Here is a 15,887-nt window from a genome sequence, read left to right on the forward strand (position 1 = left end):
TAATTGTGACGGAAATTCAAGATAAAAAAATAGTAGAGCTAATTCGGAAGCCCGAGACCCTAAATGAGGGGTTTGCAATGATATTCAAAGAATATAAGGAACCATTGTATTGGTATTTGCGAAAAGTATTGTACAGTCATGAAGATACTGACGATGCAATGCAGAATACTTTTGTTAAAGTCTATCAGAAAATAGGGCAGTTTCGTGAGGATTCTTCATTGAAAACATGGATTTTTAGCATTGGGTACAGGGAAGCGTTGCAAATTATCCGAAAAAAGAAGCAGAGAAATAATGGTTACTATGAAGAGGTTGAATCTGTGGTAAATGAACTGACAGCAGAACCCTATTTTAAAGGCAATGAGATACATAAAATGTTGATGAATGCGGTACAAAGCCTACCGGAGCGGCAGCGACAGATTTTTGAATTAAAATATTTTCAGGAAATGAGTTACCGAGAGATTTCTAAAATTACTGAGATTACGGAAGGAGGATTAAAAGCATCGTATTATCACGCAGTCCATAAAATTCAAGATTATTTAAAGCAAAAAATTGTTTTAAAATGAAACCAGATCCAAATTATGATTTCCCGGAAGACCGATTCCCTTCGGAAATGGAGGAAATTAAGTCAGGTGAGATTTTTGAAATACCGGAAGGGTATTTTCAGGAATTGGAGAAAAAAGTTTTTACCCAAACAGTGGATGTAGAATCTGATATTTTAAGTGAACCGGATACGAGTAGAAGCGTAATCAGGCCTTTGGTATGGATCGCTTCAGCCGCCGCTGCAGTTTTATTGATTCTATTTATTGGAGATTTTTCGCAGAATCCAGAGCCAGGTGAATTAAATAATATCTCTGACCTGGAGATCATAGAATACTTGAATGATTCTGATCTGGATATAGATGAAATTCTGGAAACAATGGGGGAGGAGAATATCTCCGCTATAGACACAGGTGCTGATAATGGTGATGAGTACTTCAATTATATAAATGAAAACATTTCGGAGTTTGAAGAACTCCTTTATTAAATACAAAATTATAAATCATGAGAATATTAATGTTATCCTTCTTCTTTTTACTGGCTATTGGCCTGGAGGCACAGGATAAAGGGAAGAATCGATTTGAGGAAATACACGCCCAAAAGGTTGCTTTTATTACCGAGAAAATAAATTTGTCTGTTGATGAAGCACAGGATTTTTGGCCGGTTTACAATGAGTACAGAGATAAAATATGGGATCTTAAAAAAAGTCAGGATCGAATCAGGGAATCTGATTTGACAGATGAAAATGCAAGGGCCTATTTGATGAAGGAGTTGGAAATTGATGAGAAAAAGTTGGCACTTACTACGGAATTTTATAATAATATTTCCAAGGTTATATCCTATAAAAGAGTGTATTTGTTGGAAAAAGCTGAAGATGAGTTCCGGCACAAATTGCTGGAGAGATTTCGTAAAGGGAAAGAAAAAAATTGATGTAAATGGCAAATCTACTTATATGTAGGTGCTACCATTGAAGTCAATAAAGTCAAAATTATCTGTGTTTTTATAAAGTCGGGTGGTTTACCATTCGGCTTTTTTATTTAGCCTGAATTCGAATAATCATTAATTATATCCCGAACTTGAAGTTTTAACACTTTTGATATGTGTATGAAATTTATCTATTCATTTATTATTTATAAACACTTATAAATACATATAATTTTAATAAAAGAACTCGAATAGATATAAATAGTTGATTAGTAGAGTTTTAAAGTGTTATTAAAAGTTTAAATAATGTATAGAATGGTGTTGAAAAAGTATGATGTTTAATTATTTATTGTGGATATAATTTCTGTATATTTACCGTCGACAAGTTATCTTAAATCCCCCTTGACATGGAAAGTAGACCAAATAATGATTTTGACATCTTTCAGCTTGTCTTCAAATTCGAGGAAATGGTTAAATCAGATATAGACCACTATATCGATGAGAAATCATTCATGCGACTTTTGGAGTATTTTGAAGATGAAAGAGAATATAATAATGCGCTGGTAGCTGCTTCAATGGCAGTAAAGCGGTTTCAATACAATATTGATTTTCACCTGAAAAAAGCTGAATACTTTTTTCACCTAAGAAAGTATATCGAAGCTGAGGCAACGCTGGAGAGTGCCTTACTAATTGCTCCTTATGATTTTGATGTTAGACTTTTCAGTGCAAGAATTTTTATTGCTAGGAAAAAGCATGAAGAAGCTGAAAATATATTAGAAGAAATAAAGAATGGCGCTGATAATCAGGAGTTGGGCCAGATTTATTACTTAGAGGGATTGATTTTTGAAGGATCTGAGGAATATGAACAGATGTTTGAGTCAATGAAATTTGCCTTATTGTGTGATCCTACTAATGAAAATGCCTTAAAGAAGATGTGGGTGTGTACAGAAATAGTAGGTCGGTTTGAGGATTCTATCAATCTCCATCTTTCTATTATTGAAGAAGATCCATACTCTTACCTCGCATGGTATAATCTTGGGCAGGCTTATTCGTGTATCAATGAATACGATAAAGCCCTCGAAGCGTATGAATATTCCTTCCTGATTGAACCGGACTTCGAATTGGGATACCAAGATCGAGCGGATCTGTTTTTTGAATTGAGGAGGTTTCAGGAAGCATTGGATTGTTACAATGAATGGTATGAAGTGTTGGGACCAGATTCTGATTTATTATGTCAAATTGGGCATTGTTACCTTAGTCTGGGTAAGTATAAAAAGGCAAATAAAATATTTAAGAAAGCAAATAGATTAGATCCGTATAATGACGAGATCTATTTTTTATTAGGGAGAACTTATTATAAACAGGGTGAATATTTAAGTGCCATAAATTCTTATCTGAAAGCAATTCGTATTGAGGGTTTGCGAGAAGAGTATTTTGCTTCGCTTGCTTCTGCCTATTCTAGAACCGGTGAATACACCAAAGCACATTTTTATTTTCAAAAAGCAGAAGAGATTGGTCCTGACCAGTCATATATTTGGAAGAAGCATGCACTATTCCTCTATGGAATTGGTGAGTTTAATGCTGCTCTGGAGGTGATAGAAGAAGGTATTGAGAATGCAATGGATCCGGAGTTATTGTATTGTAAGGCGGGTTTCCTCGTTCATGGAAATGATATCCCGGCAGCTATGGATACTCTTGAAGAGGCATTGGTAGAGCGTTATGAAGCTAATTCAACATTTCATAAATTGGTAGAAGGTGTTGAATTAGATAAAGATATCGTTTCACTCCTCAGGTTTTTCACTCCTCAGAATAGTTAATGTGAGAATTATTATTTCCCTATAGTTTAAATAATGAATCTTTATGCACGCTGGTACAAACCGGTTGTATCAGCATATTAATTCTATGCGTGATTAATTTTATTGAATCCACTTTATATTATTTTTTCGTGAAATGATATTCATTATTTCCTTAACAATGGAAGGAGAATAAGTGGTGTAATTGCATTACACTAAAAGAGTATTCAATTATTGTATCCACAGTAATAATATTTTGAGACGCTTCCGTTCCAATTTTCAATTATAAGTTTTAATCGAATTTCCTAAAGACTGTTTTGGAGCTGTAGTTGTATATCCAAAGATGTTGGTTTTAGCCAATTTTCATGTATTCCCTCTATTCAAAAGTAATGGTGATTTTATTTTATATTCTTCTTGCTATTTTTTTATAATGTTTATTGGATTAAATTGGGTGTTTTGTTCTATGTGAAGAACATATAGTACTTTATTTAGTAAATATAATATTAGTATTCAGTATAGTATTATGATTACATTTGAAGAATAATTTTTATTACCCAGAAGAGGCGAACCGCAGAGGTTGTATTTTATAACTATAAAAATATTTTTTATGCGAAACGTTTATTTATTTCTTCTTCTAGGTGTCGGATTTGCATTTTCTTTTACATTGATATCACATGATATTGGTCCTTTAGAAGGAAAGGAAATTACTAAGTCAACAGTCGAACGGGTGCTTCTCTCAGGCACGATAAATATTTCAGTAGATGGGACTCCCGAGATATCTCATTCTGTAAGCGGTACGGCAGGTGTTTGTACTTATATCCGAAAATTGTATGTAGATAACAATAATGCTGAAGGGACGTATTCTGTTTCGGGATCCAATGTAACTGTGAAAGGAGTTGAGGACTCAAGTCCACATGAAATAAGAGTTGACTATATTCCGCTCTATAATAATTTTGTAATTGATATCGATGTCAATACTTCGACTTCCGCAACTAAGTGGGGGGTTGATTGTAATGGGTATTAATACGTAGAAATAATGTAATTTCTACATTACTGCTTCACAGTCACTAATTGTTTGAGACTAATGAATGAAATCAGTAAAATTTTTGCGGGACTTGTTTATTGCAAGCCCGCATTTCTTTTGATAGAGCTGTAAAAGGTAAGCTGTTAGCTTGTTGCAATTTCCAGGTCTTTTATAACATTGGGGTGCAGGTTGTCATAAGTATTTTTCATGCTGTATTCTTTGAAGTAATCACTAGGCGATTGGCCAATTAATTCTTTAAATTTCCGGTTGAAATTAGAAAGGTTATTAAAGCCACTTTCATAGCAGATTTGAGAAATGCTTAAGTTGCCTTCCAGTAATAGTTTGCAGGCATGTCCAACTCTTAATTCAGTGACAAACTCAATAAAAGTCTTAGATGTTCTTTTCTTAAAATATCTACAGAAGTAATTCGGAGATATGTGCACGTGTTGGGCGACCTCATCAATGGTAATTCCATTCTTGAAATTGGAAAGAGTGTATTGGTAAATTTCATTAATTTTATCATTCGGATCAACTTTATAATCATCTATAAAGCCCTGACTTGAAAGATACTTTTTTTCTTTGGAATAGGCCAGGATGTCCAGCATGTCCAATAATTGTATAACTCTTTTCGTTCCTTTTAACTTTAATATTTCCTCCATTTTTTGGACGATAATATCATGGGTTTTACCTTCAATTTTATAGCCCCTTTTGGATTTAGCAAGTAGTTCTTTAATGTGACGGTTTTCGGGTATATTCAAAAATTCACTTCCCCAAAAATCTTCTTTAAAGTGGATTGCTACTGCTTCAATATGGTAGCCGTTTTCTTTTTCGAAATAGATGTCGTCATTGCGCCACATATGAGGGAGGTTTGCTCCCAGTAAGATTAAATCTCCGTCAGTAAATCGATCAATACTGTCTCCGGCTAATCTTGTTCCGGAACTTTTTCGAATATAAGTCAATTCAACTTCAGGATGATAATGCCAATAGTTGTAGAGAAATGGGTAAATATTTTCCCTTACACTAAATGAATGTTCTGCATTCGAGTCGACTTTTCTAAGTATCGGCTTCATACTTCAGATATTATTTTTACCAAAAGATACAATATTTAAAGCTAAAATAATAATAAATTGACAAAATAGTATTGCTAATTACTATATAATTAGCTGCTGAAAATTACTTTAAAATCGTTCTAATAATAGTAGTGAAGTCCAATATTTACTTCACAAAAAAGTAACATAAAGATAATATGATTATTTTGGCATAAAATTTTGAAGAGTATTGGTTAAGTCAACGGAATAAAATTTTTTTAATATTGACAATAATAAATAAAGTTTCGATAATAGTTTCTGTAGGGTAATTAATAAGTGAGATCCTTTTGAAATTGGCATGGAAAAAATTAATTTAAAATTAACGAAGAAAAAATGGATGGTTTCACTTTTGCTGATAGGAACGGTTAATAAAATATCAAAAGACAAAATAGTATTGTTTATTGTCAAAATATACAAACTCAAAAGTAAGGAAGAGGATTAATTTTGACATACCAGAGAAATTGACTTTGGTTCAAATCGTCTGGTGTGTGGAATTAATGTGAAGAAAAGTGTTTGAATTATTGATGTGAAGGCTGCATTTTTTTGAGGATTCGAAACAATTAGTCCAGTAATTCAACAAAAAAGTAATTATAGTCTAAAATAAAAAAAATAGTGTATAGAGAATACACTGGTGTAGTCGCTAAATTGTTTAGTGGCAATGCCTGATAGGAATTATTTAATAAACTAACATGAAAAAACAATTATCGATGAGATTAAATGTGCAAAAAGCGAGTGTCATGTTGGCTGTGTTGTTTTGTCTATTGATCAACCCGCTTATGAGTTATGCGGGTGTGGCCATTGATGAAGTAACCGGTCAGGTGACCGATGAAAACAATCAGCCATTAATTGGTGTAAATGTTCTGGTGAAGGGGACTTCAAACGGAACATCTACTGATTTTGATGGATATTATTCACTGAAAGATGTAGCTGCTGACGCCGTGTTGGTAGTCTCGTACGTAGGGTATGTAAAACAGGAAATTAGTGTAGATGCCAGGTCTACCATTAATGTCCAGTTAGCACCAGATTCTGAGACTCTAGACCAGGTAGTGGTTACGGCATTGGGAATTTCGCGACAGAAAAAATCCTTGGGATATGCTGTTGAAGAGATTGATGGAGGTGCGTTGAATGAAGTAATACAGGAAAACGTGCTAAATGCAATTTCGGGTAAAGCTCCAGGTGTGACTATAAATAGTGCTGGGGGTGGTGCCGGTTCTTCCGTTAGTATGATTATACGCGGTGCATCTTCCCTGTCCGGAGATAATCAGCCTTTATTTGTGATTGATGGAGTTCCGGTTCAAAATCGATTTGCTGGTAATACCTCTGAGGTAGGTAGTAGGAATGTTGTAGATTATGGAAATGCAATATCAGATTTAAATGCTTCCGATATTCAGGATGTTTCCATATTAAAAGGAGCTGGAGCCTCTGCATTATATGGATCACGTGCAGGTAATGGTGTTGTGTTAATTACGACGAAAAAAGGAAATCGAAATCAAAAAATGAAAGTGGATTTTAGTACCTCTGCGGTTTTTGATAAACCTGTAGAGTTTTTGAAATTCCACAGTGGTTTTGCTGCCGGCCAGAATCCCTGGACGCAAGATCAATTAAACGCTTTGTTTGGAGGTCAGGTTGAAGAAAATGTAGTTTATCGAATGGGCCCCCAATTGGATGTCGGAATCAATGCCATCCAATGGAATAGCCCATTGGATGCTGATGGTAATCCTATCCCGTCTCCCTTAGTGTCGCATCCAGATAACGTTAAGAATTTCTTGCAAACCGGAATCACCAATACGAATAATGTGGCAATTAGTGGAGGAAGTACAAATAGCTCTTTTAGAGCATCCTTTACAAATATGAATAACAAAGGAATTGTTCCTGGGTCTGATTACTATAGAAATTCGTTAAATATTAGTGCTAATTATGACATTAGTGATCGATTGAGTTTTAATACAAATATTAATGTAGGAAGGTCAAATTCCAATAATATTCCCTCCACTGAGCGAGGAACTAATCCATTACAGTGGGCTTATTATGTATCTCCTCATATTGATATTAAATCATTGGAAGACTATTGGGAGATAGAAGATATTCAGCAAAGACGATTGCCGGAACACAATAATCCGTATTTCTTGGCATACGAAGTAGATAATTCATTCTTTAGAGATCGTATATTTGGTAATGTCGGAGTAGATTATAAACTTACTGATGATTTAGTGGCTTCTTTTGATTTTGCAATGGATCGATTAGGAGAGGAACGTGAAACGAAGATACCTTACAGTTATGATAGAAATCCACAAGGGGCTTACGGAATTCAAAAAATCACGAGTTCAGAAAGAAACGCCTCGTTAAGTTTGAATTACAATAAATATTTGGGAGATTTTTCATTGTCTGCCTCAGTTGGCGGCAATTTAATGCACCAGTATTATTCAAATACTTCCTCAAATGGAGATCCCCTGGTGTTGCCGGCATTGTTTAATTTGTCAAATATTAACAGGGATCAATTGTCCACCAGTTCTGCATGGAGCCAGAAAGCTATTAATAGTGTATATGGGGTAGCAAATTTTGGTTATAAAGACATTGCTTACCTGGATATTTCAGCCAGAAATGATTGGTCGAGTACATTACCTGAGGAGAACAGGTCTTATTTTTACCCTGCTTTTACATTATCTACCTTAGTTAATAATATTGTTGATTTAGGGAGTAATATAGATATGATTAAATTAAGAGCAGGCTGGGCTCAGGTAGGTAATGATACAGGACCATATCAATTATTAGCAACATTAAGTAATGCAAGTGACTGGGGGAATATCACCCGATTGGGAATCCCAAGTTCTTTATTGTCTACTGACTTAAAACCAGAAATCATTACTTCTATTGAGTTAGGTACTGATTGGATTTTGTTCCAGGATAAAATTAGATTTAGTGGAACTTATTATACTTCAGACAATGAGAATCAAATATTAGGGCTATCCTTGCCACAGTCTTCAGGTTATTCAAGTAAAAAGATTAATGCAGGTTTAGTTTCTAGCCGCGGGATTGAATTGTCAATAGGGTCTACTATTATTTCTAATAATGATTTTAGCTGGGACTTGGATTTCAACTATAGTTTTAATCGTACGCGAATCGAAGAATTGGCAGAAGGAATTGATTATCACACATTTTGGGATGATGCTAAAGTATATGCCACTACCTGGGTAGGAGAAGATATTGGGAATATTTACGACCGTAAACTATTGACTGTGGAAGATGAAAGTTCCCCTTATTATGGATGGCCTATTTTAGACAATAATGGTTCCTGGGGGAATAGTAATGAAGTGACTGATAGAGAGTTAGTTGGTAATTTTAACCCTGATTTTATTATTGGTGGTCAAACTTCGGTTAGATTTAAGAACTTCCGTTTATCAGCTAGTTTTGACTGGAGGCAAGGTGGTGAGTTCTTGTCCCAAACTTATCGATATGGAGAATCTGATTGGGCTACCCAAAGGCAATTGGATGAAATCATTGATCCCAATACAATTAATGGGAATATAACTGAATATTTAAAAGAAAATGCAGATGACCTTATTGTTAATCAATTGACGAGAGTGGGAGGACCTACTACCGAATTAGGTGGGTACACATTTTTCTATCAACCATTAGGAATTGAGTTGACCAGCGGTGTGTTTAATCCTGGAGTGATCCCGGAATATGATGATCAGGGAAACCTGACAGGGTATTTTGAAAACTTAGGCCAGGAGGGTACTCGTTTTATCCCAATAGCTGACAATTACCCATGGGATTTTGGAAGGGCTTCAATTTTTGATGCTTCTTTTGTAAAGTTAAGGGAAATTTCTCTATCCTACCAGTTCCCGAACGAATGGATACAAGGTGCTAAGATCAACAATCTGGCTTTGTCCGTTTACAGTCGGAACATCATGTTGTGGACCAAAGCTGATGTAGGTATTGATCCGGAGCGAGCATTTCAACCTACTGGAGGAGGTGGCTGGAAACAGGGTATTGAAAGATATAATGTCACTCCTTTTGTATTGCCGATTGGAATTAAATTGTCCGCTAATTTTTAAAAAAAGTAAATGATGAAAAATAGTAGAAATATATTTATACTTTTCATTCTTATTTGCTCTTCCTTAGCGTTGGAGTCATGTAAGGATTTATCAGAGATCAATGAAAATCCAAATGGATTGACCATTGATAATGCAAATGTGAATTTAATTTTACCAACGGTATTGACCGAAACGGCCAAAATATATAATGACTTGGGATATGGTCGGGCAGCTGGTATTATGCAGCACACCCAAAAAGATGCCTGGTCAGGAAGTCACAATGGTATTGAATGGGGCCCTGAAGATTGGGGTGGATATTACAATATCTTGAGAAATAATCAGGCTGTATATGATGTAGCAGTGGAGAATGATTTACGATTCCACCAGGGTGTTGCATTGGTAATGAAATCATTTGTATTTGGCCAAATAGCAGACCTTTGGGGTGATGCTCCGTATACAAATGCTCTTAATGGCGATTTAGGAGGAAATGAGAACTTATTGCCTGTGTATGATAGCCAGGAAACAATATACAATGGGGTTATTGCCGATTTAAAGGAGGCTTCACAATTGTTGTCCTTGCCAAAAGGAGAATATAGACAAGTTTTAGACGAAGCAGACGTTTTTTTTAATGGAGACCCGGCAAAATGGCAAAAATTCGCGAATTCCTTATTACTACGTTATTTGATGCGAGTTTCTTTGAAAAAAGATGTTCAGAGTGATTTCGCTAGTGTGGCTCAAGGAGGTAATTTGATTTTGTCCAATGAAGACAATGTTTATATGTCTTTTCTGGGAAATACCTCCGGGGATGCATGGCCAAATAATGCAGATCCTGCCTTTGACGGGACAAATGGAAGTAATTATCGCAGGATTAAAGCTTGTGAAACATTAGTAGATGCTTTAAGAGAAAAAAATGATCCTAGAATTGGAGTGTGGTTTGAGACTATTGAAGTACCTTCTCAATTCTTGACGGAAGAACAAAAAGGAACAATTAATCATCTGGAAGTTGTAGAAGGTGTTCGATACTTGGACAGAGAGTTTTTAACAAGTGAAGGTACGATATCGAATGTTAGCGTAAATCCAAATTATGTTGGGGCACCACCGCAGCTTCAAAGTACACATGGATTTAACTTGAATACCGCTCCTGCTCAATCTTCAATTAATCCGTATGTTTCTTTTTTAAATGAAAGATATAAGGAAGCAAGTGGTCCCTTATTAAGAGCAAGGTTGATGACGGCAGCAGAAGTAAATTTTCTATTGGCAGAAGCCGCTCAGAAAGGTTGGATTAATGGAGCTGAAAACTATTATAATGAAGGTGTAACAGCTTCTATGGAAGAATGGGGAGTTGCTGATAACGTTTCTGATTATTTAGCTCAGGAAAATGTATCTTTCGATGGTAGTCTCGAGCAAATTATAGAGCAAAAATGGATCGCCAGTTGGACGGCGGCTCAAGAAGCCTGGTACGATTACCGAAGAACAGGTCTTCCCGAACTTGAGATGGGACCTTTTAGTCCAAGACCAGTATTTCCATTGCGATTTATTTATGGAAATAATGAATTAAACTTTAATCAAGCTAATGCAAGTACGGCGATTGATCGACTGGAATTGACAAATTTTTCTCAAAATGATAAGAATAGTCCCTGGTCGAAAACTTGGTTGATAGCTGGAACAGGTAAACCATATTGATTTTAATCCTTTGTTTAGATAAAAAATCCGGCTCTGTTGTACATGGAGCCGGATTTCTTTTTTTAGTGCCCTAGTATCGGGTATCTCTCACAAGAATTTCTTAACTTTTTTAACGGTCAATACTCCTATGCAAAAGTCCGCACTATTTCTTTTTGTTTGTAATCGTATGATTTTGCAGTTGAGTGTTATTAGAAAATAAATATTTGATTGTTTTAAATGTGTCGGTATTATAAATTGATTTGAGGTTTTCAGATAGAATAGTATTATTTATGGATAATATTTGCAAACAAAAATCTTTAAGAAAGTGCTATTTTGGACAAAATGCTGTTTGACTTTGGTTCAAAAAGTGAAGAGATGATCAAAAACAATTTCAAATCCTCTGTAGTAAACCGAAAGAGATTATTGTTCTCAGCAGTGGTGTTTTCGGTGCTGGGATTAATACTGTCGTGCACAAAAGAAGAACCCCGTAATACTTTTCCTCTTTCGGCCGAAATCTTTCATAGTATACAAGAAAAACAATTGGCTCTTACTGCATTGACACATAATGCGGTGAGTTGGCAATGGGATTTCGGTGATGGCGATACAAGTGCTGAGAAAGATCCTGTACATATTTATGAGGAAGGAGGCTATTACAGGGTTGTTCTTGTTGCATCGGATGCAATGGGGAATTCGGTGACAAAAGAAGTGACCGTAGCTCTTGATCTGACACCGTATTCTATGCTTACGGGTGATTATACCAGGGATGATTATCAGGGAAAAACCTGGAAGCTCAGTGCAGATCACGGTAGTGGTGGGGACTATTTTGCCAATGCAGATGCCGATTTTAGTGTGGTAGATGGAACACCAAATCCTCTTCCTACCGGTATTTTTGACCTGGAATTCGGTATGGGAGATATTTACAAAGATGAATTTACTTTTTTTTACGATGGAGGATATACTCATGATGTGAAAGATGATAGTGGAGCCTTCGGAGGTATTGTATATCAGTATGCTCTTAATGGAGGGACGGGGATTATCAATGCTAATGGTGCGGAATTTGGATTATGCATTGCTCAGTATGAACCTGAAAATAATGCCACTTTTACATATTCATCCAAAGAAGACATTACAGTTTCGTCTGTATACGGAGCTCAGGGAGCATTGACTTTTAATGATGTTAGTACACTTGACTTTTCAGGTAATGAATATATTGGGTTCAGGGATTTTCAAAGAAAGGTTATCGTGAATAAAATAACAAATGACAAAATGCAGCTCATTATGTTTATGGCTGCTTCGCAGGATTACCCGGGTATAAATACCCATGCTTTGATTCTCAGTTTTGATGCTGTTCAATAAGTAAGCTTAAATCCATTTACAATGAATTTTGGAATTTTAAATATAAATATAGCGGAGTATTCAAGGAGTTATATGAATTGGAACCCTGTTTATTGGCGTATGTTATTAATCTTCTTTAGTGCTTCTTATGCCTTAGGCGATCTGAATGCTCAAACTTCTACTTTTGAAGTGTCGGGAAGAGTTTCCGCAGCGGTTGATGACGAATTATTACCGGGAGTGACCATTCTGGTAGAATCCACTGGTGATGGCACGGTGACCGATGAAAATGGCGAATATAGTATTCAGGTGCCGGCAGATGCTGTTCTTGTATTTTCGTATATAGGATATTCAACACAGAAAATATCTGTGCAAAACCGAAGTACCATAAATGTCGTGTTGGAGGAAAGTGCCGAAGCACTTGATGAAGTAGTTGTGACAGCGTTAGGAATTAAAAGGGAAGAAAAGTCTCTTGGGTATTCTGTAGGCAGAGTGGACGGTAATCAGGTGACAAGGGTGGCCCAGGAGAATGTACTTAATTCCCTCGCAGGTAAAGTAGCTGGTGTGTCTGTTAGTTCAACAGGTGGAGCCGGCTCTTCCGTAAATATGGTGATTCGGGGAGCTACGTCGTTGAGTACCGATAACCAACCATTATTTGTAATTGATGGTGTGCCTGTTACAAGTTCCGTCAATAATGTGGGTGGGTTCGGAAATGACAATCGGGTAGATTATGGGAATGCAATTGCAGACCTGGACCCCGAAAGCATTGCAAATGTTTCAATCCTAAAAGGTCCGAGCGCAGCAGCTTTGTACGGCACTCGAGCTGGCAATGGAGTTGTGTTGATTACCACCAAAAAAGCTCAGGAAGGTGAACCCATGAGTATTTCAGTTACTTCCAACACGGTTTTTGATTTGCCCTCCCGCTACGTGAATACCCAGAATAAGTTTTCTACAGGATTTTTTTCATTTACCCCTGAGAATGTAGGTGGTGGAATACTACCGGCGATTAGTCCAGGAGATGGAACGGGTTCCGGACCTGAAAACGATAAAGGGTATTGGGCAGTACAATGGGACGCACCCGTGGATGCCAACGGTGCTTCCGTTCCGACAGAGGTGATATCGTATCCTAATAACATCCAGAATTTTTTAAATGAATATGCACTCACCAGTACCAATAGTATATCCGTTTCTAACAGTAATCCTTACCTGAATTACAGGCTTGGATATACCAATATGGTTCACAGTGGCCTGATTCCGAATTCGGATTTGAATAGGAATAATTTAACCCTGGCGGCATCTTCCAGGCTCCGTGATCGATTGACGATAAGCACTAATATTAATTTCAACAACACTAATTCGGACAACCGACCCTCATCTAATCGTGGTACCAATCCATTGCAATGGGCATATAGTCATCCTACTAATATAGACATTCAGAAGCTGAAAGATTACGGTTCGGGAAACAATATCAAGCGAGTTTCAAATAATCACGAAAATCCTTATTTCCTGGCACATGATGTAAATAATAGCATTGATCGGTATCGAATATTTGGAAATCTAATGGCTACCTGGGAAGTGGCTCCTACTTTCGAAATTATGGGGCGTTTTACCTTAAATAAGTCCGATGAAGTAAGAGAATCAAAAATTGGACCTGGCTATACCCAGGAACCGAATAATGGGTCTTATGGTATTGCCTCTTCAAATGGTCTGGAAAGGAATATTGATATTCTTGCTACCTATAATAATAATTGGAATGATTTCTCAATTTTGGGTTCTTTGGGAGGAAATATGCTTTATTCTCGTGCTTCCGGATCACGGACCTCTTCGAAGTCCGGTGCGGGGTTAGTAATTCCCAATCTGTTTACGATTGATAATATTCGTTCCGGAGCACTTGATTATTCCAATTATCGGAGCCAAAGGGCGATAAATAGTATTTACGCAATGGCTAATGTAGGTTGGAAAAGCCTATTGTATTTGGATTTGACTGCCCGAAATGACTGGTCAAGTACTTTGCCGTCGGCCAATCGTTCATATTTTTATCCTTCGGCTTCATTAAGTGTTCTATTAGATCAAATATTTGATTTTGGAAGAAAAATGGATATGTTCAAATTGCGGGGGGGATGGGCACAGGTTGGAAATGATACTGATCCTTATAGTTTAGTCGCTACCTATTCCAATGCGGGACAATGGGGAGATGCGATCCAATTGTCCAAGCCCAGTGGTTTGTTGAGTCCTAATTTGCTACCGGAAGCGTCCTCTTCTTTTGAACTGGGAACGGACATAATTATGTTTTCCAATCGATTACGGCTTGAGGCCACCTATTATACAGTTGATAATAAGAACCAAATATTATCAGTACCTCTCGCAGCATCTACGGGGTTTAGTAGGGTCCAGATCAATGCGGGACTCTTACAAAGCCAGGGTGTAGAAGTTTTACTCGGAATTACACCTGTCAGTTCGCCGGATTGGAATTGGGACCTTACTTTCAATTTTACTAAAAATGATACTCGTGTATTGGAATTAGCTGATGAAATCGATTTTATTCAATTCTGGGACCAGGCCCGGGTACAGAATATAGGCTATGCCAAAAACGATGAATTAGGTCGGGATGGCCGTGTCGGCAATTTATACACACGTAAGGTGATGAGGGTAACCGATGAAAGTTCACCGTACTATGGATATCCGATATTGGGGAGTGGTCTTGATACAGAATGGCAGGGTGAAGAAGAATATTCGAAAGTTGGAAATTACAATCCTGACTTTATTTTAGGACTTCAATCATCTCTGACTTTTAAGAACTTTTCACTTAATATGACATTTGACTGGAGGTCGGGGGGGCAATTCGTATCCCAAACCTTTCGGTATATGTCTGAATCAGTGCTTACCCAGACGTGGCTTGACGAATTGATACACCCGGGAGAGCTGGGTGGAGGTCCTAGCCGGGAACTCCGGGATTGGGTAGTGGCTAATGAGGATCGTTTGCTTCTCAGTGATAAAGTCAGGCCGGTAGGTGGACCGACGCCAGAATATGGCGGATTTCCGGAGAGCTTCAGTGGGTTTACCGTTTATGATGGAACATTTGCTCCGGGTGTGCTGGGCTATCACGATGAAAGCGGGAAGTTTATTTTGGATAGGGAGAATCTTGGAAATGAAGGAACTACATTTCTGCCGTACGTGGTAAGTTATCCCTGGGATCTTGGAGAAGCTAATATGTTCGATGCTGATTATATTAAAATGAGGGAAATTTCTCTGGGATATAATTTTCCGGATCATTGGACCCAAAAATGGAAAATTAATAAACTGAATTTATCAATTTATAGTCGGAATATTATGTTGTGGACGAAAGACTCTCCTCTGAATGTTGATCCGGAGAGAGCTTATCAGGCGGAGAGCAGTGGAAGATTTCACCAGGGAGTAGAAAGGTATAACGTTGATCCATGGGTTGTACCGATAGGGGTTAAATTAAATTTTACCTTTTAAAAATGAAACC

General features: G+C 37.0%; 10 protein-coding genes. 9 read left to right on the forward strand and 1 reads right to left on the reverse strand.

From position 1 onward, the window contains the following. Nucleotides 1-5 precede the first annotated feature (5 nt). From LVD47_RS16935 to LVD47_RS16955, 5 genes are all read left to right on the forward strand, one after another. The gene (locus LVD47_RS16935; protein ID WP_236979052.1) at nucleotides 6-563 is read left to right on the forward strand and encodes an RNA polymerase sigma factor; all 558 of its coding nucleotides are present in this window, start codon (nucleotides 6-8) and stop codon (nucleotides 561-563) included. Continuing rightward, nucleotides 560-1,024, forward strand: a complete 465-nt coding sequence (locus LVD47_RS16940; protein WP_236979054.1) for a hypothetical protein — start codon at nucleotides 560-562, stop codon at nucleotides 1,022-1,024. The genes LVD47_RS16935 and LVD47_RS16940 overlap by 4 nt, the downstream gene beginning before the upstream one ends. A gap of 17 nt (nucleotides 1,025-1,041) precedes the next feature. Next, nucleotides 1,042-1,467, forward strand: a complete 426-nt coding sequence (locus LVD47_RS16945; RefSeq protein ID WP_236979056.1) for a hypothetical protein — start codon at nucleotides 1,042-1,044, stop codon at nucleotides 1,465-1,467. A gap of 401 nt (nucleotides 1,468-1,868) precedes the next feature. Continuing rightward, the gene (locus LVD47_RS16950; protein WP_236979057.1) at nucleotides 1,869-3,278 is read left to right on the forward strand and encodes a tetratricopeptide repeat protein; all 1,410 of its coding nucleotides are present in this window, start codon (nucleotides 1,869-1,871) and stop codon (nucleotides 3,276-3,278) included. 583 nt (nucleotides 3,279-3,861) lie between these two features. After that, nucleotides 3,862-4,278: a hypothetical protein gene (locus LVD47_RS16955; RefSeq protein WP_236979058.1), complete on the forward strand. Its 417-nt coding sequence runs from the start codon at nucleotides 3,862-3,864 to the stop codon at nucleotides 4,276-4,278. A 143-nt stretch (nucleotides 4,279-4,421) separates the two neighbouring features. On the opposite strand, the gene LVD47_RS16960 is transcribed toward LVD47_RS16955, so the two are convergent. Then, the gene (locus LVD47_RS16960) at nucleotides 4,422-5,348 is read right to left on the reverse strand and encodes an AraC family transcriptional regulator (RefSeq protein ID WP_236979059.1); all 927 of its coding nucleotides are present in this window, start codon (nucleotides 5,346-5,348) and stop codon (nucleotides 4,422-4,424) included. Nucleotides 5,349-6,055: 707 nt separating this feature from the next. On the opposite strand from LVD47_RS16960, the gene LVD47_RS16965 reads away from it, so the two are divergent. From LVD47_RS16965 to LVD47_RS16980, 4 genes are all read left to right on the forward strand, one after another. Next, nucleotides 6,056-9,424 carry a SusC/RagA family TonB-linked outer membrane protein gene (locus tag LVD47_RS16965; RefSeq protein WP_236979060.1) on the forward strand — a complete coding sequence of 1,123 codons (3,369 nt, stop codon included), beginning with the start codon at nucleotides 6,056-6,058 and terminating at the stop codon, nucleotides 9,422-9,424. A gap of 9 nt (nucleotides 9,425-9,433) precedes the next feature. Further along, complete coding sequence (locus LVD47_RS16970; protein ID WP_236979061.1) at nucleotides 9,434-11,086, forward strand: SusD/RagB family nutrient-binding outer membrane lipoprotein; 1,653 nt, start codon at nucleotides 9,434-9,436, stop codon at nucleotides 11,084-11,086. Nucleotides 11,087-11,440: 354 nt separating this feature from the next. Beyond that, complete coding sequence (locus tag LVD47_RS23770) at nucleotides 11,441-12,421, forward strand: PKD domain-containing protein (RefSeq protein ID WP_255785253.1); 981 nt, start codon at nucleotides 11,441-11,443, stop codon at nucleotides 12,419-12,421. Between the two features lie 21 nt (nucleotides 12,422-12,442). Further along, a complete protein-coding gene (locus LVD47_RS16980; protein ID WP_236979062.1) occupies nucleotides 12,443-15,877 on the forward strand; it encodes a SusC/RagA family TonB-linked outer membrane protein in 3,435 nt (1,144 codons plus the stop codon). The last annotated feature ends 10 nt before the right edge of the window (nucleotides 15,878-15,887 follow it).

This window comes from Membranihabitans maritimus, from assembly GCF_021729145.1.
GTDB lineage: Bacteria > Bacteroidota > Bacteroidia > Chitinophagales > Saprospiraceae > Membranihabitans > Membranihabitans maritimus.

Excerpts from the sequence above, each read along its gene's own strand:
- LVD47_RS16970 (WP_236979061.1), top strand. The coding sequence starts at position 9,434 with ATGATGAAAAATAGTAGAAATATATTTATACTTTTCATTCTTATTTGC.
- LVD47_RS16980 (WP_236979062.1), top strand. The coding sequence starts at position 12,443 with ATGAATTTTGGAATTTTAAATATAAATATAGCGGAGTATTCAAGGAGT.
- LVD47_RS23770 (WP_255785253.1), top strand. The coding sequence starts at position 11,441 with ATGATCAAAAACAATTTCAAATCCTCTGTAGTAAACCGAAAGAGATTA.
- LVD47_RS16965 (WP_236979060.1), top strand. The coding sequence starts at position 6,056 with ATGAAAAAACAATTATCGATGAGATTAAATGTGCAAAAAGCGAGTGTC.
- LVD47_RS16960 (WP_236979059.1), bottom strand. The coding sequence starts at position 5,348 with ATGAAGCCGATACTTAGAAAAGTCGACTCGAATGCAGAACATTCATTT.
- LVD47_RS16940 (WP_236979054.1), top strand. The coding sequence starts at position 560 with ATGAAACCAGATCCAAATTATGATTTCCCGGAAGACCGATTCCCTTCG.
- LVD47_RS16945 (WP_236979056.1), top strand. The coding sequence starts at position 1,042 with ATGAGAATATTAATGTTATCCTTCTTCTTTTTACTGGCTATTGGCCTG.
- LVD47_RS16955 (WP_236979058.1), top strand. The coding sequence starts at position 3,862 with ATGCGAAACGTTTATTTATTTCTTCTTCTAGGTGTCGGATTTGCATTT.
- LVD47_RS16950 (WP_236979057.1), top strand. The coding sequence starts at position 1,869 with ATGGAAAGTAGACCAAATAATGATTTTGACATCTTTCAGCTTGTCTTC.